A 25,961-nucleotide genomic window follows, 5' to 3' on the forward strand; every position below is an offset into this window, starting at 1 on the left:
TAGGATAAATTGGATTTGGTTTTACCACCGGTATCGCAGGATTTGCAGAGATATTACATTGTCTATTGAATGTATAAAGCTGTATGAACTGTGCAACCGGTGGTGAATAATTAGTAAATTAAAAGATGAAAATAAAGAATTGGGTTTTGATTGCTTGTCTCTTATGCTTCATTACAGAGGTGATGAAAGCACAGGTCTATTCTTTTGAGAATAAAAAAGTACCGGAAGAATGGAGTATCGATGGTGGAAAACTTGAAGTATCCCGGTTAAAGTATAAAGAAGGCAAACAATCACTTAAGGTAGTATGGGGTAAAAATGCCATTGTGCGTTTTACAGGAAAGGAGTCTCTGGATGCTGCAAGCCGGTCGGTTAATGGTGGGATTACAGCATGGATATATAATGAGGTACCGATCACAGAATATATGTATTTCTCGTTTGCTGATGAATCCGGAGCAGAGATGTGTCGGCTACCTTTTAGAATGGATTTTAAAGGATGGCGTTGTGTATGGGCTAAGTTCAGGGAAGATATGCTGATGAAGCCGGGAACTATAATTACCTCCTGTGCTATGATAATGCCTGAGAACGTAGAAACCGGGACTATATATCTGGACTATGTAGAGTTTACTCCTACAGTTTCGTGGCAGAAGATGTCAGACGCACAATATAAGGTAAATCAAAAGGATTATAGTTTGATTCACGATTTTATAGGATACAGGAACACATTTCCCGATCTTTCCGACGTGATTGTCAAAGATGAGAATAGAAAGGGAGTTGAGACAATTAAAAACAGGTTGATGAAGTGGTATCTGGGAGATCAGTCTGCTGATAATCATCCGATGGTAGAAATCAGAAAAAGAGGTGAGAGTGATTTTATAAAGAAAGGTTTGAAAGCTGCGGAAGAAATTCAAATCAGATATGATACCGATGGAGTGGCAATGGGAGAAGGATTATTTCCATTATACTTCTCTAAAGCAGGTGTTACAAATGTAGCTACCTTCCCGGACATTAATAAGTATATTCTATTACCTCTGGCATTAGACTACCGAAAAAATGAATCAGAAAATAGCCTGAAGAAAGCACTCTATATTTATGATTGGTTTTATGACCAGGGATGGGCTGATGGTAGTGGAATGGGAACATTATGCTTTGAGAAATTACGCAGTGCAGGATATTTTCATTCGTTGTTTTTGTTAAAAGACAATTTATCTGAAACTCAGTTGAACCGGGAGTTGAAAGCTTTGAAATGGTTCACTATGTTCGGAGCATGCTATCAGAAACCTGAACATGCGGGAGAAGTAGCAGATAATCTTCGTGCATTGGCTTTACCTAAATTGATATATGCACTTTCGTTGCCTGATTTGACGGAACAGCAAGTAGCTATGACAGCTTTTTCTTCTTATATGAATAATGCACTTGATTTTGGTCCGGGGTTCTTTGGGACTATCAAGGCTGATTATTCCGGTTATCACCATCGGGGACCTTATAACAGTGCATATTATCCTCATGCACTTTATGCTGCATCTTTAGTAGCTTATCTTTTGCATGATACGCCCTATGCTCTTTCTAAATCTTCATTAGAACATCTGAAACAAGCATTGCTTACTTTCAGATTCTTTTCAGCCAATCTGAATATATCGGCGGGGACGGTAGGTCGTTTTCCTCGCGGACAACAAGTATTGCAGGAGTTGTTACCGGCTTTTGCCTATGTTGCTCAGTCGTTTCCCGAAACAGATACTGAACTGACTGCTGCCTTTAAACGCTTGGTTCGTAAAAATCCGGATGTAGTAAAATCGTTTATGGCAGAGGTGAATTCTGATCTTACTTACACTAACAGTGTGGGCGAAGCGGAAGCTATGATCAAGCTGTTGCAAATGGATATAGAAGAGGAACCAGCCCCGGAGGGTTCTTTATTTATGCCTTATTCAGGTTTGCTGGTAGTCAAAAATAAGGATTATCATATTAATGTAAAAGGGTTTAGCAAATATATATGGGATTATGAATCATCTGTATCCGAAAATTTATATGGGCGCTATTTGTCTTACGGGCAGATTGAATATTTTCATTTCGGAAAAAATACCCGTAGCTTCTATCCGGCCAATCCGGCTTTCGATTGGAATTATTTGTCGGGAACTACTTCTATTGTATTACCCGTTACAGAATTGGGAGCGAAGAAAAATAAACACCGTAATTTCTCGGATGAAACCTTTTTGTGTGGTGTCAGTGCTACCGGACAACGGTCCATGTTTTCGATGAGGCTGCATGATTTGAAATATGATGATAGTTTTCATGCTAACAAATCGGTTTTTGTAATAGATAATATTATTCTATGTCTTGGATCTGATATCCGTAATGGCGATAAGCAACATAAAACTGTAACGACTCTGTTTCAGTCTCCTGTGAAACAAAAAGTGAAGATGGAGAAACGTAAAACAGGAGTGTTACTCAATGATCATTCAGGTATGTTGTATGCTATGAAAGATTGTGATCCGGTAGTTCAAAAGAATGATTCGTTTACAATTGCATACATTGATCATGACGTAGCTCCCGACCGGGCAGGGTATCAATATTACGTAGTTACTAACGGAGATAAACAACTGGCTGCACACCTGTTGTTAGAAAATACACCCATACAGATTCTGCGTCAGGATGATGAAGCCCATATCGTGAAAGTAAAAGATAAGAATATTACCTATGGAGCAATTTTTAGTAAGGATCAGTCGTTTGATTCATTGTTAGTGAAGAGTGTGAATATTCCTCTTTCCTATATAGTAGAAGGCGAGGATGAGGACACAACGAAAATTTTCTTTTCAGAGCCAGATATGCGGAGAGTTTCGAGAACAAGCATGGACGGCTTATCAGAAGAAGATGTGATAGAGGAAGAAAGAGCTTTTGAAACAGAATTGCTCCTCAACGGTATGTATGATGTTTATAGTCCTGTTACTCCATTGAAAGTACAATATAAAGATGAAAATACATTAGTACGTGTTTTGACGATACGTGGTAATAACTATATGTTTAATCTCCGAAAGAAAGACTTATGAAAAAGATTTGGTTAGCAGTGATCTGTTGTTTTCCGTTTTTTTGTGTAAATGCACAGAATGATCTGACGTTATGGTATACGACTCCTGCCCGTGTATGGGAAGAGGCTTTACCTCTTGGAAACGGGCGGTTAGGGGCTATGGTGTTTGGAGATACCCAAAAAGAGCGGATACAATTTAACGAAAACACATTGTATAGTGGTGAACCTGGTGCATTAAACCGTTCTACTTGTATCCTGCCTCAATATGAAAAAGTACGGGATTTACTGAAACGGGGCAAGAATGTTGAGGCTGAGAAGATCATGCAATATGAATGGATAGGCAGGCTTAATGAAGTATATCAGCCTTTTGGAGATGTCTGTTTTGATTTCAAAATGAAAGGCGAGGTGACGGAGTATGTTCATTCGCTGGATATGGAGCAGGCAGTGGTTACTACCCGATATAAACAAGGGGGCACAGAGATTTTACGAGAGGTTTTTGCTTCATTTCCGGGACAGGCTATCGTAATACATTTAAAGGCTGAAAAGCCGGTATTACACTTTGAAATGCAACTTGCATCCCTGCATCCGGTTCATCTGTCCTGTGAAGGAGAAAGATTACAGATGGAAGGCCGGGCTCCTGCGCATGTACAACGAAGAACAATTGATGGGATGAGGAAATATAATACGGAACGTTTGCATCCTGAATATTTTGATGAAAAAGGAAAAGTGATCTCTACGGAACAAGTGATTTATGCAGAAAACAAAGGTATGGCATTTGAAGCCTGCGTTGTACCGCTGAAGAAGGATGGAGTAATCACCTTCAAAGATAACAGACTTGTTGTGAAAGATGCGTCGGAGATAACATTTTTGCTTTATGCAGCAACTTCTTACAATGGTTTTGACAAGAGTCCGTCGAAGGCAGGGAAGAATGTGGAAAAAGAACTGCAAGCACAGCAGAAAAAGCTTGCCGGCAAAGAATATCAGCAAATTAGAAATGAACACGTTGCTGATTACCAGTCTCTTTTCAAACGGGTAGACCTAGTATTACCATCTTCTCCGAATCAAAAAGATAAACCGACAGATATCCGGTTGAAAGAGTTTCAAACTAAGACAGATCCGTCCTTAATAGCACAGTTGTTTCAATATGGCAGATATCTGATGATTTCAGGTTCCCGTCCCGGCGGGCAGCCATTGAATTTACAGGGCTTGTGGAATGATAAAATAATTCCACCCTGGAATTCGGGCTATACAACAAATATTAACTTGCAGATGAATTACTGGCAGGCTGAAGTAACTAATCTGTCCGAATGTCATCAGCCGCTTTTTACATTTATCGAAGAAATAGCACAGTCGGGCAAGGAGGCTGCCCGTAACATGTATGGGCGAAATGGTTGGATTGCCCATCATAATATGTCTATCTGGCGGGAAGCATATCCGGCAGATGGGTTTGTGCATTGGTTTTTCTGGAATATGTCCGGTCCCTGGTTGTGTAGTCACATTTGGGAACATTATCTTTATACGAAAGATGTTGCTTTTTTAAGGGAGTATTATCCGATATTAAAGGAGTCTGCCCGTTTTTGTTCCGAATGGCTGGTGCAGAATACAAAAGGAGAATGGGTGACTCCGGTCAGTACTTCTCCGGAAAATGCATTCCGTATGCCGGATGGGAGAGAAGCTGCTGTATGTGAAGGATCGACTATGGATATGGCTATTATTAGAAATCTGTTTGGAAATACGATTCATGCTGCTGAGTTACTGGGGATTGATGCGGAGTTTCGTAAAATGCTTGAACAGAAATCAGGACATTTAGCCGGATACCAAATCGGTTCACATGGGCAATTGCTGGAGTGGGATAAAGAATATGAGGAGACAGAACCTCAACATCGTCATCTGTCACATCTCTTCGGTTTATATCCGGGCTGTGATATTACTCCTGATACACCGGAGGTTTTCAAAGCTGCCCGGCAAACATTGATTGATCGTGGGAATAAAACCACAGGTTGGAGTATGGCATGGAAAACTGCTTTATGGGCACGCCAATATGAGGGTGAACAGTCATATGCTGCATTAAAAAATCTGATGAGTTTTATTGATCCGCTTGTGGAAAGTAAAAAGGGAGGCGGACTGTATCGGAATATGCTTAATGCACTTCCATTTCAGATTGACGGAAACTTTGGGATTACTGCTGGTATTGCAGAGATGTTACTGCAAAGCCATCTCGGAAATATTCATTTACTTCCTGCTTTGCCTGTAGAGTGGAAGAAGGGAAAAGTTACCGGATTAAAGTCAAGAGGTAATTTTACGGTAAATATGGAATGGGAAGATGGAAAATTACAGACTGTAACGATTCGGAGTGAATATCCGGCAGAAGCTACAGTTGTTTATAAAGATAAGAAGCAAGTATTGAGATGGGAAGATGGCGAAAGTAAACAACTGACTTTCGATTAAGTAAATAATTGTAGATAGTAAAATTCATCTTTAAATATAGCTTATGAATATCTTATTTCAGAGAGGTTAACTTCTTAATTATCGATACCGTAATCTTTTGTTCCAAAAAGGTTGCGGTATTTCTTGGGAATTTGATGTCTTCTTACGTTTTCTACGATCTCTTTTTCATAAAAGAATTCCAAATCGATATATTTACGTCACACTATTTACAGACAATAATACTATGATGAGAAAAATCAGCCTGCTATTCACTTTTCTTCTTCTTTTTTCAGCTTCTCTCCATTCGGTAGTAGATATGAATGAGGTCGTATTTACACATATCGGAACAGAAAAGGGGCTTTCCCAAAACACTGTTTTTGATATAACTCAGGATACAAAAGGGAATATGTGGTTTGCTACTAATGATGGAGTGAATAGATATAATGGATATACTTGTACCGTGTTTCAACATGATGTAACAGATAGTACTTCTATAGCAAATAACATTATTCACTCTATTCTGACTGACAGTAAAGGAAGAATTTGGGTTGCCACAAGAAACGGTTTGTCGTATTACAACGAAGAGAAAGATTATTTCATAAATTTTGAATATTTAAAGGAGGGACAGAGGCAAGAGTTTATGAAAATTGTGGAAGCAGATCCGGACCATTTACTTTTGATTACGAAAAGAGCTTTGTTTTTGTTTGATATAAAAGAAACTTCTTTTAAAGAGGTGTCATTGTCCCATATTGAAGGTCCCATGTTACTTTCGATGTTGATGAAACAAGATGGGATTATATATGTAGGTGCCCGGGAAGGTTTGTTTACGTATTGTCCGACAGAATCTAAACTAAGTTTAGTGTATGGCCCGTTTAATAAAAGACTGGTTAATACGGTTTGGAAAAGTGCTGCCGATTGTTTGTGGGTAGGGACTGAAGGAGAAGGATTGTATAAGATAAACCCTCTTACAGGAGAGAGGAAAAACTACCGGCATATATCGTCTGATAAACGGAGTTTAGCATCGAATTATGTTCGCGCTTTAAGGTTCGATGAGCAGAATCGCTTGTGGGTAGGAACATTTGAAGCATTATCTATCTATGATGAAGAGAATGACTCGTTTACTTCTTATAAAAACAATCCTGTACAACCCGAAAGTATTTCTCAAAGCTCAGTTCGTTGTATCTTTAGGGACATGCAAGGAGGGATGTGGCTGGGGACTTTCTGGGGAGGGGTGAACTATTACCATCCTTTGAAAAACCGTTTTCGTAATATGAAGCATATTCCGTTTCAGAATTCATTGAGTAGTGATGTTGTCAATTGTATAGTGGAAGATGCTCAATTGAATTTATGGATTGGTACCGACGGTGGTGGACTGAATTTCTATAATACAACAACTAAAAAGTTTACTACTTATTCCCTGAAAGTAGAAAAAAACAATCAGAAGGTCAGTGCTAATAATATCAAGGCAATCTATATTGATGAAAAGAATGATCTGGTGTTTATTGGAACACATGCAGGTGGATTGGCGATTCTTCATCGGAGATCGGGTGAAATGGAATATTACAACAGTGGACTTTCGGATGAGAATGTGTATGCCATTATTCCTGACGGAGAAGATGCTTTATGGATCGGTACATTAAATACTTTGGCCAGATTCCGGATTAAAGAGAGAAGGTCTGTAGCTGTTTCAAGGCAGAAAGATGGTGCTCCTTTCCAGGGTAGACGGATTAGGGTTTTGTTCAGAGATTCGAAACAAAGAATATGGATGGGAGGAGAAAATGGATTGCAGGTCTATCGTCAAATTGGAGAAGAATTACAGTTACAATACGTTATCCCCAAAGATTCACCTTTGAATGACAGTTATATTAGTTGTGTATATGAAGCACATGATGGGATGTTCTGGATTGGAAGCAGGGAAGGGTTATATAAATATAATGATAATACCGGTCAGGTGAATTGTTATACGAAGCGGAACGGGCTGTTTAATGATGTGATCTGTGGAGTTATGGAAGATACTTTCGGTCGGTTATGGATAAGCTCTAACAGAGGATTGAGTTGTTTGGATACTGAAACGGAAATCTTCAGGAACTATACGGGAGTAGACGGCTTGCAGAATAATCAATTCAATATGCTATCTTGTTGTCATGCATCGGATGGACAAATGTATTTTGGAGGTATTAAAGGAATAACGACATTTATTCCGGAAAAACTGATGGATAATCCTTATACACCATCGGTGATGATTACAGATTTTCAGTTATTTGGAAGTTCTATTCGTCCGGATGATGAGACGGGTATTCTACAGAAAAATATAAGTGAGACGGACAAGATAACGCTTACATCCTCACAGTCTTCATTCTCTATAGATTTTGTGGTTTCCAATTATATTTCGGGAGAACATAATACGTTTGCCTATCAATTGCATGGGTATGATAAACAGTGGTATATATCTTCGGACAGAAGAACGGTATCTTATACAAACCTTCCCGACGGGACTTATCATTTTCTTGTAAAAGCTGCCAATAATGATGGGAGATGGAATGAACAACCTACCCGGTTGGAAATTGTAGTATTACCTGTGTGGTATAAAACCTGGTGGGCCATTCTACTGTTTATTATTTTTGCTTTGGCAGTAGCGGCTTTTGTCTTTCGTTACTTTTGGCAACGTAAAATAATGCAGGCACAGATAGAGCAGGAAAGAAAAGATAAGGAAAGACAAGAAGAGTTGAATCAGATGAAGATACACTTCTTTATTAATATGTCTCATGAACTACGTACACCGTTGACCCTTATTCTCGCACCTTTGCATGAGGTACTTGCCCGAATTGATGATCAGTGGACTCGTACACAACTGAAATATGCTCAGAAAAGTGGAAAGAAAATGCTACGTCTGGTAAACCAGTTAATGAATTATCGTCAGGCTGAATTGGGAGTTTTCCGTCTTAAAGTTCAAAAGGGCAATATTTGTAGGTTGATAAGTGATGCGTTTATGTCTTTTGAACGATTGGCACGCAGCCGGAAAATAGATTATAATCTATATGTTGAAATAGATGATAATGAGCGGATCTTTGATGCCAGATATCTGGAATTGATAATTAACAACCTGCTTTCTAATGCTTTTAAATATACAGGTGATGGCGGAAGTATTACGGTAAAGGTACGTGAACAGAATAATTGTTTGCTATTGCAGGTTGTTGATACCGGGATAGGGATTACTCAAGAGAATCAGAAGAAGATTTTTGAGCGTTTTTATCAGGTTCACGAGGGTGGAAACGGAAGTGGAATCGGATTATCCCTGGTTAAAAAACTGATAGAACTTCATCATGGAACAATCACTTTGGAGAGTGAGGTGGGGAAAGGTTCTGTGTTCTCGGTATATATTCCGCAAAATATAGTTGTATACAGAGAAGACGAGTGGATGTCGGACGAAGCAGAACAAGCAATGCTAGAAAAGGGCAATGTATTGCCGGATGGTGTTCAGTATGAGGTGAAAGAGATAAATGAGAAAGAAACAGATACTGATACAAAGGATACCATTAAGCAGAAAGAAAGAGTACTTATTGTTGAAGATAATGAAGATATCAGACGATATTTGGCGGAAGAACTAAGAGGCTTATTTGAGGTTTGTGAAGCTACTAACGGAGAGGAAGCATGGAAGCTCCTGAATGAACAAGAGGTAGATGTAGTCATTACAGATGTAATGATGCCTGTAATGGACGGGGTGAAGTTAACAAAACTGATAAAAAGGAATATTCGTACGTGTCATATTTTTGTGTTGATGTTAACTGCAAAAACAGAAATCGAACATCAATTAGAAGGTTTACAGACAGGAGCAGACGATTATATCCCTAAGCCTTTTGTGATGGGTATACTTATACTGAAGATACAGAACTTTATACGTGCCCGTTATCGCATTCTTGATCATTATGCAAAGTCATTGGAAGTTGATCCGCATAAAATGACTTTTAATGCATTGGATGAGGCTTTCCTGAAAAAGGCAGTGGATGTTGTTGAAGCCAATATGAGTAATCCGGAATTCTTAACAGAAGATTTTACTTCTGAGATGGGAATGGGGCGCACTGCATTACACTTGAAAATGAAGGCTATCACAGGAGAGTCTACCACTGATTTTGTACGAAAAATACGTTTTAACAGAGCGTGTGCTTTGCTGAAAGAAGGGCGTTATACTGTTGCAGAAATTAGTGTAATGGTGGGTTTCAGCAGTCCTTCTTATTTCACAACCAGCTTTAAGAAATATGTAGGTTGTTCGCCGGGAGAATATAGCAAAGGAAAGTGGTGAAAGTTAATTTTCTACATATTAATTCCCTGCCAACCAAAAAAACTTATTAACTTTGCGAATCTTTTTGGAAACAATAAAAACTTAATGATATGAATATCTCTTATAACTGGCTGAAAGAGTATGTTAACTTCGATCTGACACCTGATGAAGTAGCTGCTGCGCTTACTTCCATCGGACTGGAAACAGGGGGCGTGGAAGAAGTTCAAACCATTAAAGGAGGTTTGGAAGGACTCGTGATTGGCGAAGTGCTGACATGTGTGGAGCATCCTAATTCAGACCACTTACACATCACCACAGTAAATCTGGGAAATGGGGAACCTACTCAGATTGTGTGCGGAGCTCCTAATGTAGCTGCCGGACAAAAAGTAGTAGTTGCCACATTAGGTACGAAACTTTATGACGGTGATGAATGCTTTACTATAAAGAAATCAAAAATCCGTGGTGTGGAATCTATCGGGATGATCTGTGCAGAGGATGAAATTGGTATCGGAACCTCCCACGACGGTATCATTGTATTGCCGGAAGATGCTGTTCCGGGTACGTTGGCCAAAGATTACTATAATGTAAAGAGTGATTACGTACTTGAAGTAGATATCACTCCAAATCGTGCAGATGCTTGTTCTCATTACGGTGTGGCTCGTGATCTGTATGCTTATCTTATTCAGAATGGTAAACAGGCTACATTACAGCGCCCATCAGTAGAGGCTTTTGCCGTAGAAAATCATGATCTTGATATTAAGGTAACAGTAGAGAATAGTGAAGCATGTCCTCGCTATGCCGGTGTGACTGTAAAGGGTGTGACTGTGAAAGAAAGCCCGGAATGGTTGCAGAATAAACTTCACCTCATTGGTGTGCGGCCTATTAATAATGTAGTAGATATCACCAATTATATTGTTCATGCTTTCGGACAACCGTTGCACTGCTTTGATGCAGATAAAATCAAGGGTGGGGAAGTAATTGTGAAAACAATGCCTGAAGGTACTCCTTTTGTGACATTGGATGGTGTGGAACGTAAGTTGAACGAACGTGACCTGATGATCTGCAATAAGGAAGAAGCTATGTGCATTGCCGGTGTATTCGGCGGATTGGATTCCGGCTCTACAGAAACTACAACAGATGTATTTATCGAAAGTGCTTATTTTCATCCTACATGGGTGCGTAAGACAGCCCGTCGTCATGGTTTAAATACTGATGCTTCGTTCCGCTTTGAAAGAGGTATCGATCCTAATATTACTATCTACTGTCTGAAACTGGCTGCCTTGTTGGTGAAAGAACTGGCGGGAGGTACAATCTCCAGTGAGATTAAAGATATTTGCGTTGCACCTGCACAGGATTTTGTAGTCGAGCTTGCGTATGAGAAAATATATTCGTTGGTGGGCAAAGTAATTCCGGTGGAAACAATTAAAAGTATTGTATCCAGTCTGGAGATGAAGATTACAAATGAAACAGTTGAAGGTTTGACATTGGCTGTTCCTCCTTATCGTGTAGATGTGCAACGTGATTGTGATGTGATTGAAGACATCCTTCGTATCTATGGATACAATAATGTGGAAATTCCTTCTACATTGAAGTCCAGCCTGACAACTAAAGGTGATGCGGATAAATCAAACAAATTACAAAATTTGGTTGCTGAACAATTGGTTGGTTGCGGGTTTAATGAAATATTGAATAACTCTTTGACTCGTGCTGCCTACTATGATGGATTGGAAACTTATCCCTCTAATCATCTGGTAATGTTGATGAATCCGTTGAGTGCTGATTTGAACAGTATGCGTCAGACATTGTTATTTGGTGGTCTTGAGAGTATTGCTCATAATGCCAATCGTAAGAATGCCGATTTGAAATTCTTTGAATTCGGTAATTGTTATTACTTTGATGCCGATAAGAAGAATCCGGAAAAGACATTGGCTGCATATGCGGAAGATTATCACCTTGGGTTATGGGTGACAGGCAAGAGAGTTTCAAACTCATGGGCGCATGCAGATGAAAACAGTTCGGTGTATGAGTTAAAGGCTTATGTAGAGAATATACTGAAACGCCTGGGACTTGATTTACACAATCTTGTAGTGGGTAATCTGACTGATGATATATTTGCAGCTGCTCTTTCTGTTAATACAAAGGGTGGAAAACGTCTGGCTACATTTGGTGTCGTAACGAAGAAGTTGCTGAAAGCATTTGATATTGATAATGAAGTGTATTATGCTGATTTTGACTGGAAAGAACTGATGAAAGCTATTCGTTCAGTGAAGATCAGTTACAAGGAAATATCCAAATTTCCGGCTGTGAAACGTGACCTTGCATTGTTGCTTGATAAGAATGTTCAGTTTGCTGAGATTGAAAAGATAGCGTATGAAACAGAGAAGAAACTTTTGAAAGAGGTAGAACTTTTCGATGTGTACGAAGGTAAGAATCTGGAAGCCGGTAAGAAATCGTATGCAGTGAGTTTCTTGTTGCAGGACGAGTCACAGACACTTAACGATAAGATGATTGACAAAATCATGTCTAAGCTAGTGAAGAATCTGGAAGAAAAGCTAAATGCGAAACTGAGATAGAAATCTTGTGGAAATTAATAATTTAAAATTAATAATTAAAATATAGACCAATGGGAAGAGCGTTCGAATATAGAAAAGCTACCAAGCTGAAAAGATGGGGTAATATGGCCCGTACATTTACGAGAATAGGTAAACAGATTGCTATTGCTGTAAAAGCCGGTGGGCCGGATCCTGAAAATAATCCGCACCTGCGTGCAGTTGTTGCTACTGCAAAACGTGAGAATATGCCGAAGGATAACGTGGAACGCGCTATCAAAAATGCAATGGGTAAAGATCAGAAGGACTATAAAGAAATGAATTATGAAGGATATGGTCCATTTGGTATTGCTGTATTTGTAGAAACTGCAACTGATAATACTACCCGTACTGTAGCTAATGTACGTAGTGTTTTCAATAAATTTGGTGGAACATTGGGTACTTCCGGTAGCCTCGATTTTATGTTCAGTTGGAAATCTATGTTCACTATTGCCAAGAAAGAAGGATTGGAAATGGATGAACTGATTCTTGAACTGATCGATTACGGAGTAGAGGATGAATATGATGAGGATGAGGAAGAAATCACAATTTATGGTGATCCTAAATCATTTGCTCAGATTCAGAAATATCTTGAAGACAATGGTTTTGAGGTAAAGGCTGCAGAATTTACCCGTATTCCGAATGACGAAAAAGAACTGAATGACGAACAACGTGCTACTATTGATAAGATGGTAGAACGCCTTGAAGATGACGAGGATGTTCAGAATGTATATACTAATATGAAACCGGCGCCTGAGGACGGAGAATAATGAAGTATGTCTATAGAACCCAGGGTACTTGTAGTACGAATATTGAACTCGATGTAGAGAATGGTATTCTGAAAGAAGTGGCCTATTGGGGTGGATGTAATGGTAACTTACAGGGAGTTTCCCGTTTAGTGAAGGGGATGAAAGTAGAGGAGGTGATTACCAGACTGGAGGGTATCCGGTGTAGTGGCCGTCCAACTTCCTGTCCCGATCAGTTATGCAAAGCATTGCACGAAATGGGATATTGAAATTAATATAGCATCAAATAAAAACGGAGACACTATTTTTAAGTGCCTCCGTTTTTATTTGATAGAAATTCTTTTTTTTATTTGTACAGATCCGGTGTTATCTTAACACGAAACAGCTCTTGATGAGTCTTGTCTGATAGATAGACATACAGCATAGTTACATCCATTTCTCTGTATATTTTAAGATCATCCGTGTTTTTGATAATTTCCGGAAGACTTTCTGCCAATTGCTTTTGAGTAGCCTCTGCAATAGTAGGATCGTCAGCAGTACCCGTGAGGGTATAATAGTAGGTAAATGTGTTATCACCACCTGTGTAACTGGTACTGTCCATTCTTGTCATTTCGTCTATAGTCATAGGACATTGTTTATTTACTTCTTGAGAAGCAATCTCGAATACTTTTTGTTTTGCCTGCTGGCAAGAGGTTAATGTAAGTACAGTAAGGCAAACTGCTGAGAGGATTTTTTTCATATAATGTCTTATTTTAAATTAAATAACGTTCAAAGATAAGGGTTTTTGATGAACAGAACAAACGGCTGGATTGTTTTATTTATTATCATTAAGGTAGATTGCTACCTTTCAACAAAACCAGATTAAACATTGTTTTTGATAGCATTTAATCGTAATTTTGTGCAAACATTAAAGAAAAAAGAACAGAACTTTATTATGCGGAATATATTTAAGGATTTAAAGCGTAAAGACCATAAACGCTATTTAGGGGGACTGGATGTGTTCAGATATATCGGTCCCGGCTTACTTGTCACTGTAGGATTTATCGACCCGGGTAACTGGGCTTCTAACTTTGCCGCTGGTTCTGAGTTTGGTTACTCCTTATTATGGGTAGTAACGCTGTCTACCATCATGTTAATCGTACTTCAGCATAATGTAGCGCATTTGGGTATTGTAACCGGACTTTGTTTGTCAGAGGCTGCTACTCAATATGCCCCCAAATGGGTATCACGTCCTATCCTTGGGACGGCTGTATTAGCTTCTATATCTACTTCGTTGGCTGAGATTCTTGGGGGGGCCATTGCATTGGAGATGCTGCTTGATATCCCTATAATCTGGGGAGCTGTATTGACCACGGCTTTCGTTTCTGTTATGTTATTTACCAATTCCTATAAAAAGATAGAACGTTCTATTATTGCTTTTGTGTCTGTTATTGGACTTTCGTTTATTTATGAGTTGTTTCTTGTAGATATAGACTGGCCGTTAGCTGCGCAAGGTTGGGTGACGCCTGCCATTCCGAAAGGGAGTATGCTTATCATTATGAGTGTGCTTGGAGCGGTAGTAATGCCTCACAATCTGTTTCTTCATTCGGAGGTGATACAAAGCCATGAATATAATAAGCAAGATGATACTTCTATCCGGAAGGTTCTTAAATATGAATTATTCGATACACTTTTTTCAATGATCGTCGGATGGGCCATTAATAGTGCGATGATTCTGCTTGCTGCTGCTACTTTTTTTAAAAGTGGAATACAGGTAGAGGAGTTGCAGCAGGCAAAATCATTATTAGAGCCTTTGTTAGGCAGTAATGCCGCTATTGTGTTTGCTTTGGCTCTGTTGATGGCGGGAATTTCTTCTACCATAACCAGTGGAATGGCTGCCGGATCTATTTTTGCGGGGATCTTTGGTGAATCGTATCATATAAAGGATAGTCATTCACAGGTGGGCGTTATTCTCTCTTTAGGTATTGCTTTGCTACTGATATTTTTTATTGGTGATCCTTTCAAAGGATTGATTATATCACAGATGGTGTTGAGTATTCAATTGCCGTTTACTGTATTTTTGCAAGTCGGGTTAACTTCTTCGCGGAAAGTAATGGGCAATTATGTGAATAGTCGTTGGAGTACATTTGTGCTTTATGCTATTGCAGTAGTAGTATCTGTATTGAATATCATGTTGTTGTTTTCCTGAAAAGATAAGATAGCAAGAAACAGGTTGCCATTGCTGAATGGTAGTACTAATTTTACCCGGTAAAACTTAATAATTATGAGTAATAAACAAGACGAGATTAATTTTGCCCGCGTGGCAGACGCCATTGAGTATATTACCCGAAACTACCAGGAGCAGCCTTCGTTATTTGATATAGCGGAGGAGGCGAATGTAAGTATTTATCATTTTCAGCGGCTATTTACAGAATGGGTAGGAGTGAGTCCGAAGAAATTCCTGCAATATATCAGTGTAAATCGTGCTAAGAGAATCTTGAAAGAAGGGCAGGGAAGTATTTTTGATGCTGCTTTTGAAACCGGGCTTTCGGGGACGGGGCGATTGCACGAACTTTTTATTCATATTGAAGGAATGACTCCCGGAGAATATAAAGTTGGTGGCAGAGGATTGACCATAAACTATCGTTTTGCCAAAACTCTTTTTGGTGAAATATTAGTCGCATCTACTTCCAAAGGAGTATGTTATATGACTTTTTGTGACGATCGGGAACAGGCATTGGCAGAACTGGGACATCACTTTCCGTTCGCTACGTTCGAGAAGCATCCCGATGAATTTCAGGAACGTGCCCTTGCTGTTTTTTCTATGGACTGGACAAATCTCAATGAGGTAAAGCTACATTTGCGTGGTACGGAATTTCAATTGAAGGTTTGGGAGGCGTTACTGAAGATACCAATGGGAACATTGACCACCTATGGAGACATTGCTAACTATCTGGATAGTCCCGGTTCATCCCGTGCTGTAGGAACAGCAGTAGGAGACAATCCGGTAGCATTCTTAATTCCTTGTCACCGTGTCATTCGCTCTACCGGTGCCTTGGGAGGGTACCATTGGGGATTGACTCGCAAAACTGCTATGATAGGATGGGAAGCCGCTAAGATAGAAGAACAAAGAAATCGTCTAATGACTGATAACTAATATTCGTAGAAATCTTGTGAACTCAGGATTCTCGATTGTAAATATAAACATCTTATGAAGATAATAACTTATAATGTGAATGGCTTGCGTGCCGCAGTTTCAAAAGGTTTGCCTGAGTGGTTGGCACAAGAACAGCCGGATGTACTTTGTTTGCAGGAAACCAAATTGCAACCAGAACAATATCCCGGAGAAGCTTTTGAGGCATTGGGATATAAGGGCTATTTATATTCAGCACAAAAGAAAGGCTACAGTGGTGTAGCTATCCTTACCCGTCGTGAACCCGATCATGTGGAATATGGAATGGGAATCGAAGAGTATGATAATGAGGGACGTTTTATTCGTGCCGATTTTGGTGATTTATCAGTTGTGAGTGTATATCATCCTTCAGGGACGAGTGGTGATGAACGGCAGGCATTCAAAATGGTATGGCTGGAAGCTTTTCAGAAATATGTAACAGAATTGCAAAAGTCCCGTCCCAATTTGATTCTTTGCGGAGATTACAATATCTGTCATGAAGCGATAGATATCCATGATCCTGTCCGTAATGCTACGAATAGCGGTTTCTTACCAGAGGAACGGGAATGGATGACTCGCTTTCTTTCTGCTGGTTTTGTTGATTCTTTCCGCACATTGTATCCCGAAAAGCAAGAGTACACCTGGTGGAGTTATCGCTTCAATTCACGTGCAAAGAATAAAGGGTGGCGTATAGACTACTGTATGGTAAGTGAACCTGTACGCCCGATGCTGAAGAGTGCCTGTATATTGAATGAAGCGGTACACTCTGATCATTGTCCGATGGTGTTGGAAGTAAAGGACTGATTACATTAGAGTACACTAATGCTTAGTTTCCGACTGTCTCCTCCGTCACGAAACTCACACAGATAAATTCCCTGCCAGGTACCCAGGTTTAACTTGTGGTTCTTGATAGGGATTGTGACTGAACTGCCAATTAATGACGCTTTAATATGTGCACTCATATCGTCTGGTCCTTCCAGGGTATGAATGAAGTAAGGTGCTCCATCCGGAACCAACTTATTGAAGAAGGTCTGGAAGTCTTTACGGACATCCGGATCTGCATTCTCATTGATTGTAATTCCTGCTGAAGTATGTTTGATAAACACTACAAGCAATCCATTTTCGGGGAGCTCAGGTAAATGTGATACAATGTCACGGGTTATCAGATGAAAACCACGTGAGTAGTGTGGCAATTGTATATCAAAGGTTGTAGCCATTATATTACTGCATTTTAGTTATGCCTGCAAAGATACTTTTTTATACTTTTGCACAAATAAATAATAGAAACAAAAATGGAAGATAGAATACAACGTGCCGTTGAACTTTTCAAGAGCGGTTATAATTGTTCTCAGTCTGTAGTGGCTGCTTTTGCTGATATGTATGGATTTACCGAAGAACAGGCTTTTCGTATGTCAGCCTCTTTCGGAGGGGGAATTGGCCGTATGAGAGAAACTTGTGGTGCTGCTTGCGGTATGTTTCTGCTGGCCGGACTGGAAACAGGGGCAACTGACGGAGCCGATAAAGAAGGGAAAGCTGCTAATTATGCTTTGGTACAGGAACTTGCTGCTGAGTTCAGGAAAAGGAATGGTTCATTGAACTGTGGCGAACTATTAGGTTTGAAGAAGAAACCTCTTTTGTCATCAGTTCCTGAAGAAAGAACTGAGCAATATTATGCTAAACGTCCGTGTTCCAGGATGGTAGAAGAGGCTGCCCGAATTTGGGCAGAATATCTCGAAAAACATCTGAAATAGCTTTTAAAAAGCCGTTTTTATTACAGATTATGTAAAAAAACGCCTAATAAAGTGTTATATAACATAAATATAACTATATTTGCAGCTGAAATAAAACCTGAAAGCTGAGAGGCTGTAAGTTTTTACATCATGTTTAACTAAAATTTCTAAAGCAAATGTTGAAAGAAAAAGCAGGTGAAATTGCAGGTAAAATCTGGAATGCACTGGACGGTACAGAAGGTCTGACCGCTAAGCAAATCAAGAAAGTAACTAAGCTGGTAGACAAAGACTTGTTCTTGGGTCTTGGTTGGTTGCTAAGAGAAGACAAAGTTTCTACTCAGGAAATTGAAGGTGAACTTTTCATTAAATTGAACTAAGAGAGTAAATCACTTACCCATAAAAAATGCGTTGATACATTTCTGAATGTTATCAGCGCATTTTTTTATATAGATGATTCGCAAAATTTTATTGTAAATAAAGGCAAATGATATGAATCTGGTACGGATTTTCTAACTTCCAGTATGGAGTATTTGATAAAATATCCAAATGGTAAATATTTAGAGTTAGTTCAAAAAAAAATAGAAGACTCGAATGAAAAGTTAAAAAAAACTTCTGTTTCTACTTTTATAAGTTCTATGGAAAAAATAAAGTAACATTGCAAGATAAGAATTCTGAAGATATCCAAGAAAAAACTGCATCAAGAATAATAAGTCGAAATGATTTATGTCTATGTGGAAGCGGCAAGAAATATAAGAATTGTCATGGAAGATAGCCTTGTTTTAGTTGTCTTTTTGTTTTATTACAGTAGTACACTTAGTCCTTTGGAGTTATTAAAAAATAGCTTTTAAAACCTCATATTTTTCATTATCTTTGTGCCCAATAAAAGAGTTGTTATTTATTGTATATTGTCATTTGTTTTACGAATGTTTTACGAGAGTATCCTTCTTTTATCATAAAGTTCTTATTTATAATTAGATAGTTGTTTTAGAATGAAGAATATACGTAATTTTTGCATTATTGCTCATATTGACCACGGTAAATCAACGTTAGCAGATCGTCTGTTGGAATTCACCAACACCATACAGGTGACCGCAGGCCAGATGCTGGATGATATGGATCTGGAAAAGGAGAGAGGTATCACCATTAAGAGCCATGCCATACAGATGGAGTATACATATAAAGGCGAAAAGTATATTCTGAATTTAATTGATACTCCGGGACATGTGGACTTCTCGTATGAAGTTTCCCGTTCTATTGCTGCTTGTGAAGGTGCATTACTCATTGTAGATGCTTCGCAGGGAGTACAGGCGCAGACAATCTCGAATCTTTATATGGCCATTGAACATGATCTGGAAATTATTCCTGTCATTAATAAATGCGATATGGCAAGTGCCATGCCCGAAGAAGTAGAAGACGAAATCGTTGAGTTGCTGGGCTGTAAACGTGATGAAATCATACGTGCATCCGGAAAGACGGGTATGGGAGTAGAGGAAATACTCGCTGCTGTTATTGAGCGTATACCTCATCCGCAGGGAGATGATGAAGCACCGTTGCAGGCATTGATTTTTGACTCTGTATTTAATTCTTTCCGCGGAATCATTGCTTACTTCAAAATAGTAAACGGAGTGATTCGTTCCGGTGATAAGGTGAAATTTTTTAATACCGGAAAAGAATATGCAGCCGACGAAATCGGAGTTCTCAAGATGGATATGGTTCCGCGTAAGGAATTACGTACCGGAGATGTAGGATATATCATTTCGGGTATTAAGACTTCCAAAGAAGTAAAGGTAGGTGATACTATCACACATATTGCCCGTCCTTGTGACAGAGCAATTGATGGGTTTGAAGAAGTAAAACCAATGGTATTTGCCGGTGTATATCCTATTGAGGCCGAAGAGTTTGAAGACCTGCGTGCTTCTTTGGAGAAATTGCAGCTGAACGATGCTTCTCTTACTTTCCAGCCGGAATCTTCATTAGCTTTAGGCTTTGGATTCCGTTGCGGATTCCTGGGGCTGCTTCATATGGAGATTGTGCAGGAACGTCTTGATCGTGAGTTCGACATGAATGTGATTACTACCGTGCCAAACGTTTCTTATAATATCTACGACAAGCAGGGAAACATGACTGAGGTGCACAACCCTGGTGGTATGCCCGATCCTACAATGATAGATCGTATTGAAGAACCGTATATCAAGTCATCCATTATCACCACTACCGACTATATCGGTCCTATTATGACCCTTTGTTTGGGCAAACGCGGTGAGCTGATTAAGCAGGAATATATTTCCGGCAATCGTGTAGAAATATATTATAACATGCCTTTGGGTGAGATTGTGATCGATTTCTACGATCGACTGAAAAGTATTTCCAAAGGATATGCTTCTTTTGATTATCATCCGGATGGTTTCCGTCCGTCTAAGCTCGTAAAACTGGATATTTTGCTGAACGGAGAATCTGTTGATGCGCTTTCTACACTGACCCATTTTGATAATGCTTACGATATGGGGCGCCGTATGTGCGAGAAGTTGAAGGAACTGATTCCCAGACAGCAGTTTGAAATTGCTATCCAGGCAGCTATCGGTGCTAAGATTATAGCCCGCGAAACGATAAAAGCGGTTCGTAAGGATGTGACTGCAAAATGTTATGGTGGTGATATCAGCCGTAAACGTAAGTTGCTTGAAAAACAGAAAAAAGGAAAGAAACGTATGAAGCAGATCGGTAATGTAGAGGTGCCTCAGAAAGCCTTCCTTGCTGTACTGAAGCTTGATTAATTCTTTTTTATGATAGCTAAAAGAGGGTGTATCTTGAACAAATAGCGCTGCTAATAGTTTTAGATACACCAGGTAATCGCCATCTGTCCACAGAGCTTTCCCTGGCAATTACTTAAATACGTACAATACAAAATGAGAAAAGTTCTGTCTTTTTCGGTTTTCCTTATAATAGGTCTTTTCCTGTCCCAGTTCCTGCCTGTGCTTGTGGGAGAAGGATATGGTGTAGTGAAGACGATTTCCAATATACTGCTTTATATCTGTCTGGGTTTCATTATGATTAATGTAGGCAGGGAGTTTGAAGTCGATAAATCCCGTTGGAAAAGTTACACTGAAGATTATTTTATAGCAATGGCTACGGCTGCTGTGCCTTGGTTGCTGATTGCCCTCTATTATATATTTGTATTGCTTCCGCCGGAGTTTTGGAATAGTTGGGAAGCGTGGAAAGAGAACTTATTACTGAGCCGTTTTGCTGCTCCTACTTCTGCCGGTATCCTTTTTACTATGCTGGCTGCCATTGGGCTCAAAGCAAGTTGGATGTACAAAAAGATTCAGGTACTTGCCATTTTCGATGATCTTGATACCATTCTTTTGATGATTCCCCTTCAGATTATGATGATTGGCTTACGCTGGCAGCTGATCATTGTCGTTCTGATTGTATTTTTGTTACTGTTGTTTGGCTGGAGACAGTTGAGCAAATACAATTGGAGGCAGGACTGGAAAGCAATTTTATTTTATTCTACCCTTGTCTTTATTGCTACTCAATCTTTGTATCTGATCAGTAAAAGTCTGTATGGCGAAGAAGGAAGTATTCACATTGAAGTGTTGCTGCCTGCGTTTATATTAGGTATGATAATGAAGCACAAAGAGATAGATACCCCAATGGAACGCAAAGTTTCTACCGGCATTTCTTTCCTGTTTATGTTTCTGGTAGGTATGAGTATGCCTCATTTTATAGGTGTCAATTTTGCAGAGACTCAAACGGGAGAATATTCCGTTACCGGCTCACAGGAGATGATGCCGTGGGGAGTGATTGCTCTTCATGTGCTCATTGTTTCTTTATTATCGAATATCGGAAAGTTATTTCCCGTCTTTTTCTATCGGGATCGCAAATTCAGTGAGCGATTAGCTTTGTCTATTGGTATGTTTACCCGTGGTGAAGTAGGAGCAGGGGTTATTTTCATAGCTCTTGGTTACAATCTTGGTGGGCCTGCTTTGGCTATTTCGGTTCTCACAATCGTACTGAACTTAATATTAACCGGAATCTTTGTTCTCTGGGTAAAAAAACTAGCTTTGAGAAGCTATATGGAATAATAGAAATAATATTAAATCATATACTAACTAAAACACACATATTATGACTATCTTACGTTCAATGAGGAATTTCTCGGCTATGAATATTGTGGCGAGTATTTTGTTGTTTGTAACTGCCATAGCTGCTGCTATTATTGCTAATTCTCCGTTGGCTCCTGCCTATCAGGAGTTTCTTTCACATGAACTTCATTTTCGGATAGGAAGTTTCAACCTGCTTTCACATGGAGGTCAGAATCTGACTATGATTGAGTTTATTAACGATGGGTTGATGACTGTATTTTTTCTGTTAGTTGGGTTGGAGATAAAACGTGAATTATTGGTGGGAGAGTTGTCTTCTTTCCGTAAAGCAGTATTACCGTTTATTGCAGCCTGTGGTGGTATGCTGATTCCTGTTCTTATTTATTCGTTTATTTGTACCTCGTACACTCCGGAAGGACAGGGGCTTGCCATTCCGATGGCTACAGATATTGCTTTTTCATTGGGTGTGCTTAGCTTATTGGGGAAACGTGTCCCGTTAAGTCTGAAAATTTTTCTGACAGCTTTTGCCGTGGTCGATGATATTGGCGGTATTCTTGTTATTGCAGTCTTTTATAGTTCGCATGTGGCTTATGGATATCTGCTGGTAGCTGCTTTGCTTTTTGTACTACTTTATTTTATCGGTAAACATGGAGCAACCAATAAATTGTTCTTTTTGATTATTGGGGTTATTATCTGGTATCTTTTCTTGCAATCAGGTATTCATAGTACGATTGCCGGGGTACTGTTTGCCTTTATAATTCCGGCCAAACCTCAGTTGCATGTTGGTAAGTATATTGAGCGTATCCGCCGTATAATCAATACATTCCCGACTATGGAAGGAAACAGCATTGTTCTTACTAATGAGCAAATTGCCAAGCTGAAACAGGTAGAGTCTGCTTCCGACCGTGTAATTAGCCCTTTACAATCCTTGGAAGATAATCTTCATGGAGCAGTCAATTACATTATTCTACCATTGTTTGCTTTTGTAAATGCAGGAGTTGTGTTTAGTGGAGGGGGAGAAGTAATGGGAAAGGTCAGTATAGCAGTAGCTTTAGGTTTACTGTGTGGTAAGTTTTTGGGGATTTATTTCTTTACCTGGCTGGCTATTAAGAGCAGGCTGACACCTATGCCGGAAGGTATGAATTGGAAGAATATAGCAGGTGTTTCTTTGTTGGGTGGTATTGGTTTTACCGTGTCATTGTTCATTGCTAATCTTTCATTCGGCTCCACATATCCTATATTGTTGAATCAGGCTAAATTCGGAGTCCTTTCAGGTACGGTTTTGGCAGGTGCTTTAGGATATATTGTACTCTATCTGGTATTACCCAAGAAGAAATGACTATTTTTTGCGACTTTATTTGCTGTTGTAAATATTTGTGAATAGAAAAAGAAACAGAAATGAAAAAACTGAACATGTTAGTTGAGTAAGAAAAATACACAAACTTGTATTTTGTTAAATAGTTGATTATGAGATTGCTATAGGATGCTATTTTTACTCGTAGAAGATCGACCCGAAACACACCGAGGAACACTTCGTTGGTCGTAGAGAAACGAACTGTTTCTCTACGACCAATAATTTGATTTTTTATAAGAATTTACAAAAATAAGGCGGAAGAAGGGGGGAGGCTTTCTTTGTTGTAAGTAAAACTTATTTCTTTATGTTATTCGTCATCTCCTTCACTTTCATCGATAGGCAGAATTTTCTGACTTTCTTCATGTGGCAATTGTTCCACTTGCCGGAGCTTTCTTTCGATGGCACGGGTACGTTTTCCCATTACCTCTTCCAGCTGATCACCGGCATTTTGCAGATTCTTTTGTACTTTTTCAAGTAATCCGCCAAATTTGCTGAATTCTGTTTTTACCGCTCCCAGCACAGTCCATACTTCTCCCGTTCTTTTTTGAATGGCAAGTGTGCGGAAGCCCATTTGCAGGCTGTTTAGAATGGCACCCAGAGTGGTTGGTCCTGTAATTACGATTTTGTATTCCTTTTGCAGCATTTCTACTAAGGCTGTGCGGCGTATAACTTCTGCGTAAATGCTCTCGAAGGGCAGAAACAGGATGGCAAAGTCTGTTGTGTAAGGTGGGTCAACGTATTTATCATGAATGTCTTTTGCCATTTTTTTGATTGTATTCTCCAGTTGTTTCCCGGATGATTCTATCAGTGCGGTATCTCCTGCTTCAAAGGCATCATAGTATTGCTCGTAGACATCTTTTGGAAATTTCGCATCAATAGGAAGATATACCGTACTGTTAGCATCATCTTTACCCGGTAGCTTGATGGCGAACTCCACGAATTCAGTTCCGCTTTTCTTCGTTTTGACATTGGCATCATATTGTTCGGGACTCATCATTTGTTCCAGTAATGCTCCCAATTGTACTTCACCGAAAGTGCCCCGCATTTTTACATTGCTCAGCACTTTTTTCAGCCCTCCTACGTCTTGTGCCAGAGATTTCATTTCTCCCAATCCTTTCTGCACATTTTCAAGCTGTGACCGGACTATCTCAAAAGACTGTCCGATACGTTCGTTCAGCGTTTTCTGTAACTTTTCTTCTACCATGAGCCGCATGTCATCCAGGCGTTTTTCTGTAGATTTTAGTAACATTTCCTGCTGACGTGCCATTGTATCAAACTTCTGTCTTTGCAGTTCTCCGGTGGTCATCATATTTTTGTGCAGTACATCCTGTACTTGTTGCATGCTTTGATTGAGGGCTTGTGTCATTTCCATGCGGAGTTCGCGTATGCTACGATTCAGCTCTTCACGGTTCTCCTGCATTTGCTGTCGCAAAGCAGTTTGCAGTTGCTCACTTTGTGCCTGCCCGTTATTTTTAGTCAGTATTAAAATGATGAGCCCAATCAGTAGTATGATAGTGACAATGAGTAAAATCAGTTCCATGAGTTAATACGTCAGTATTTCATTACCGGTTTCAGTTATCAGAATCATGTTTTCCCATTGTGCCGACGGCATTCCGTCGTCCGTACAGACAGTCCATCCGTCCGCGTCATCTATGAATACTTCGTATGTACCCATATTTATCATCGGTTCTATGGTAAATGTCATTCCCGGAACAATCATCATACCTGTACCCCGGCGGCCAAAGTGTTCCACATCCGGTTCCTCATGAAACTGCATACCTACTCCATGTCCGCAAAGATCACGTACTACACTATATCCGTTTTTCTCGGCATGTTCCTGGATAGCGGCACCTACATCGCCCAGTCGTGCCCAGGGTTGCGCAGCAGCAATGCCTATTTCCATACATTCTTTGGTGACTTGTACCAGCCGGCGCATCTCCGGATTTACATCTCCAATCATAAACATACGTGAGGCATCCGAGAAATATCCTTTATAGATAGTTGAAACATCTACATTAACAATATCTCCACTACTCAGAATTTCATTTTTACTTGGTATACCGTGACATACTACTTCGTTGATGCTCGTACATACACTTTTGGGGAATCCTTCATAATTGAGTGGGGCAGGGGTAGCACCGTGGCTGGTAGTGAAATCATATACCATACGGTCGATTTCTTCTGTAGACATGCCTTCACGAATGTTCTCGGAAATATAATCCAGCAGTGCAGTATTGATTTTAGCACTTTCGCGTATACCTTCCAATTGTTCCGGTGTACGGAGTACCTTTCGTGGAGGGAGTTTTATGCCTTGTTTTCTGTATTTTTGAATTTTATCTTCTATCTCGTCCGGGTAATTAGAAGGGGTGAACCGGAAGCCCTTGATGAACTTTTTCATTGTTTCTGTATATTTTATCTTTCAGTCAATGGTACAAAGGTAGAGAATTAATATTAGTAATTAATTGCTTTCGGTTGGATAAATAACGATCTTTATCGATTGAATGTATTTGCGGTTAGGTATTGCTTATAGAATTTGGAGATTGAAACTTTTGAATTTTAAATTAATA

Annotated in this window: 19 protein-coding genes; 15 read left to right on the forward strand and 4 right to left on the reverse strand. The window is 39.5% G+C overall.

The genetic code is table 11. From position 1 onward, the window contains the following. The first annotated feature begins 125 nt into the window (after window positions 1-125). The 6 genes from VCM39_RS08795 (at window position 126) to VCM39_RS08820 (ending at window position 13,328) form a co-directional block, all read left to right on the forward strand. Window positions 126-3,041, forward strand: a complete 2,916-nt coding sequence (locus tag VCM39_RS08795) for a chondroitinase family polysaccharide lyase (protein WP_322933057.1) — start codon at window positions 126-128, stop codon at window positions 3,039-3,041. Continuing rightward, complete coding sequence (locus tag VCM39_RS08800) at window positions 3,038-5,467, forward strand: glycoside hydrolase family 95 protein (protein WP_322933056.1); 2,430 nt, start codon at window positions 3,038-3,040, stop codon at window positions 5,465-5,467. The genes VCM39_RS08795 and VCM39_RS08800 overlap by 4 nt, the downstream gene beginning before the upstream one ends. A gap of 226 nt (window positions 5,468-5,693) precedes the next feature. Then, entirely contained in the window at window positions 5,694-9,746 is a 4,053-nt protein-coding gene (locus tag VCM39_RS08805) for a two-component regulator propeller domain-containing protein (protein ID WP_407934708.1), read from the forward strand. Window positions 9,747-9,835: 89 nt separating this feature from the next. Next, window positions 9,836-12,298, forward strand: a complete 2,463-nt coding sequence (pheT, locus tag VCM39_RS08810) for a phenylalanine--tRNA ligase subunit beta (RefSeq protein WP_221650164.1) — start codon at window positions 9,836-9,838, stop codon at window positions 12,296-12,298. Window positions 12,299-12,348: 50 nt separating this feature from the next. Beyond that, window positions 12,349-13,083 (forward strand): YebC/PmpR family DNA-binding transcriptional regulator, encoded by a 735-nt coding sequence (locus tag VCM39_RS08815; protein WP_221650165.1) that lies wholly within the window; start codon window positions 12,349-12,351, stop codon window positions 13,081-13,083. Continuing rightward, a complete protein-coding gene (locus tag VCM39_RS08820; RefSeq protein WP_221650166.1) occupies window positions 13,083-13,328 on the forward strand; it encodes a TIGR03905 family TSCPD domain-containing protein in 246 nt (81 codons plus the stop codon). Before VCM39_RS08815 ends, VCM39_RS08820 begins: the two co-directional genes overlap by 1 nt. A 77-nt stretch (window positions 13,329-13,405) precedes the next feature. Here VCM39_RS08820 and VCM39_RS08825 read toward each other — a convergent pair whose 3' ends face one another. Beyond that, on the reverse strand, window positions 13,406-13,798 hold the full coding sequence (locus VCM39_RS08825; protein ID WP_221650167.1) for a hypothetical protein: 393 nt from the start codon (window positions 13,796-13,798) through the stop codon (window positions 13,406-13,408). Between the two features lie 195 nt (window positions 13,799-13,993). Between VCM39_RS08825 and VCM39_RS08830 the strand changes: the two genes are divergently transcribed. From VCM39_RS08830 to VCM39_RS08840, 3 genes are all read left to right on the forward strand, one after another. Beyond that, window positions 13,994-15,247, forward strand: a complete 1,254-nt coding sequence (locus VCM39_RS08830) for an Nramp family divalent metal transporter (protein WP_221650168.1) — start codon at window positions 13,994-13,996, stop codon at window positions 15,245-15,247. Window positions 15,248-15,322: 75 nt separating this feature from the next. Beyond that, window positions 15,323-16,195 carry a methylated-DNA--[protein]-cysteine S-methyltransferase gene (locus tag VCM39_RS08835; protein WP_221650169.1) on the forward strand — a complete coding sequence of 291 codons (873 nt, stop codon included), beginning with the start codon at window positions 15,323-15,325 and terminating at the stop codon, window positions 16,193-16,195. A 54-nt stretch (window positions 16,196-16,249) separates the two neighbouring features. After that, entirely contained in the window at window positions 16,250-17,014 is a 765-nt protein-coding gene (locus tag VCM39_RS08840) for an exodeoxyribonuclease III (RefSeq protein WP_221650170.1), read from the forward strand. Between the two features lie 5 nt (window positions 17,015-17,019). Here the strand turns inward: VCM39_RS08840 and VCM39_RS08845 are convergent, their stop codons facing one another. Further along, entirely contained in the window at window positions 17,020-17,427 is a 408-nt protein-coding gene (locus tag VCM39_RS08845) for a secondary thiamine-phosphate synthase enzyme YjbQ (protein ID WP_221650171.1), read from the reverse strand. A gap of 75 nt (window positions 17,428-17,502) precedes the next feature. Between VCM39_RS08845 and VCM39_RS08850 the strand changes: the two genes are divergently transcribed. The 6 genes from VCM39_RS08850 to nhaA all read left to right on the forward strand — a co-directional run bounded on the left by VCM39_RS08850 (window position 17,503) and on the right by nhaA (window position 23,379). Beyond that, window positions 17,503-17,961: a C-GCAxxG-C-C family protein gene (locus VCM39_RS08850; RefSeq protein WP_221650172.1), complete on the forward strand. Its 459-nt coding sequence runs from the start codon at window positions 17,503-17,505 to the stop codon at window positions 17,959-17,961. Window positions 17,962-18,116: 155 nt separating this feature from the next. Then, window positions 18,117-18,317, forward strand: a complete 201-nt coding sequence (locus tag VCM39_RS08855) for a winged helix-turn-helix domain-containing protein (protein ID WP_195350289.1) — start codon at window positions 18,117-18,119, stop codon at window positions 18,315-18,317. 278 nt (window positions 18,318-18,595) lie between these two features. Then, complete coding sequence (locus VCM39_RS08860) at window positions 18,596-18,712, forward strand: SEC-C metal-binding domain-containing protein (RefSeq protein WP_221650173.1); 117 nt, start codon at window positions 18,596-18,598, stop codon at window positions 18,710-18,712. 217 nt (window positions 18,713-18,929) lie between these two features. Further along, a complete protein-coding gene (gene lepA / locus VCM39_RS08865; protein WP_007485882.1) occupies window positions 18,930-20,711 on the forward strand; it encodes a translation elongation factor 4 in 1,782 nt (593 codons plus the stop codon). 132 nt (window positions 20,712-20,843) lie between these two features. Beyond that, window positions 20,844-22,022 carry a sodium:proton antiporter gene (locus VCM39_RS08870; RefSeq protein WP_321028593.1) on the forward strand — a complete coding sequence of 393 codons (1,179 nt, stop codon included), beginning with the start codon at window positions 20,844-20,846 and terminating at the stop codon, window positions 22,020-22,022. Window positions 22,023-22,065: 43 nt separating this feature from the next. Continuing rightward, complete coding sequence (nhaA, locus tag VCM39_RS08875; RefSeq protein WP_289293837.1) at window positions 22,066-23,379, forward strand: Na+/H+ antiporter NhaA; 1,314 nt, start codon at window positions 22,066-22,068, stop codon at window positions 23,377-23,379. Between the two features lie 322 nt (window positions 23,380-23,701). On the opposite strand, the gene rmuC is transcribed toward nhaA, so the two are convergent. Both rmuC and map read right to left on the reverse strand, forming a co-directional pair. Next, the gene (gene rmuC / locus VCM39_RS08880; RefSeq protein ID WP_221650176.1) at window positions 23,702-24,934 is read right to left on the reverse strand and encodes a DNA recombination protein RmuC; all 1,233 of its coding nucleotides are present in this window, start codon (window positions 24,932-24,934) and stop codon (window positions 23,702-23,704) included. 3 nt (window positions 24,935-24,937) lie between these two features. Next, window positions 24,938-25,792 carry a type I methionyl aminopeptidase gene (gene map / locus VCM39_RS08885; protein WP_221650177.1) on the reverse strand — a complete coding sequence of 285 codons (855 nt, stop codon included), beginning with the start codon at window positions 25,790-25,792 and terminating at the stop codon, window positions 24,938-24,940. Window positions 25,793-25,961: the final 169 nt, after the last annotated feature.

Source organism: Bacteroides mucinivorans (assembly GCF_034654355.2).
Lineage (GTDB): Bacteria > Bacteroidota > Bacteroidia > Bacteroidales > Bacteroidaceae > Bacteroides > Bacteroides nordii.

What these genes read in the sequence shown, in the direction of transcription:
- VCM39_RS08795 (WP_322933057.1), top strand. Translation starts at nt 126, where the DNA reads ATGAAAATAAAGAATTGGGTTTTGATTGCTTGTCTCTTATGCTTCATT.
- VCM39_RS08800 (WP_322933056.1), top strand. Translation starts at nt 3,038, where the DNA reads ATGAAAAAGATTTGGTTAGCAGTGATCTGTTGTTTTCCGTTTTTTTGT.
- VCM39_RS08805 (WP_407934708.1), top strand. Translation starts at nt 5,694, where the DNA reads ATGAGAAAAATCAGCCTGCTATTCACTTTTCTTCTTCTTTTTTCAGCT.
- pheT (WP_221650164.1), top strand. Translation starts at nt 9,836, where the DNA reads ATGAATATCTCTTATAACTGGCTGAAAGAGTATGTTAACTTCGATCTG.
- VCM39_RS08815 (WP_221650165.1), top strand. Translation starts at nt 12,349, where the DNA reads ATGGGAAGAGCGTTCGAATATAGAAAAGCTACCAAGCTGAAAAGATGG.
- VCM39_RS08820 (WP_221650166.1), top strand. Translation starts at nt 13,083, where the DNA reads ATGAAGTATGTCTATAGAACCCAGGGTACTTGTAGTACGAATATTGAA.
- VCM39_RS08825 (WP_221650167.1), bottom strand. Translation starts at nt 13,798, where the DNA reads ATGAAAAAAATCCTCTCAGCAGTTTGCCTTACTGTACTTACATTAACC.
- VCM39_RS08830 (WP_221650168.1), top strand. Translation starts at nt 13,994, where the DNA reads ATGCGGAATATATTTAAGGATTTAAAGCGTAAAGACCATAAACGCTAT.
- VCM39_RS08835 (WP_221650169.1), top strand. Translation starts at nt 15,323, where the DNA reads ATGAGTAATAAACAAGACGAGATTAATTTTGCCCGCGTGGCAGACGCC.
- VCM39_RS08840 (WP_221650170.1), top strand. Translation starts at nt 16,250, where the DNA reads ATGAAGATAATAACTTATAATGTGAATGGCTTGCGTGCCGCAGTTTCA.
- VCM39_RS08845 (WP_221650171.1), bottom strand. Translation starts at nt 17,427, where the DNA reads ATGGCTACAACCTTTGATATACAATTGCCACACTACTCACGTGGTTTT.
- VCM39_RS08850 (WP_221650172.1), top strand. Translation starts at nt 17,503, where the DNA reads ATGGAAGATAGAATACAACGTGCCGTTGAACTTTTCAAGAGCGGTTAT.
- VCM39_RS08855 (WP_195350289.1), top strand. Translation starts at nt 18,117, where the DNA reads ATGTTGAAAGAAAAAGCAGGTGAAATTGCAGGTAAAATCTGGAATGCA.
- lepA (WP_007485882.1), top strand. Translation starts at nt 18,930, where the DNA reads ATGAAGAATATACGTAATTTTTGCATTATTGCTCATATTGACCACGGT.
- VCM39_RS08870 (WP_321028593.1), top strand. Translation starts at nt 20,844, where the DNA reads ATGAGAAAAGTTCTGTCTTTTTCGGTTTTCCTTATAATAGGTCTTTTC.
- nhaA (WP_289293837.1), top strand. Translation starts at nt 22,066, where the DNA reads ATGACTATCTTACGTTCAATGAGGAATTTCTCGGCTATGAATATTGTG.
- rmuC (WP_221650176.1), bottom strand. Translation starts at nt 24,934, where the DNA reads ATGGAACTGATTTTACTCATTGTCACTATCATACTACTGATTGGGCTC.
- map (WP_221650177.1), bottom strand. Translation starts at nt 25,792, where the DNA reads ATGAAAAAGTTCATCAAGGGCTTCCGGTTCACCCCTTCTAATTACCCG.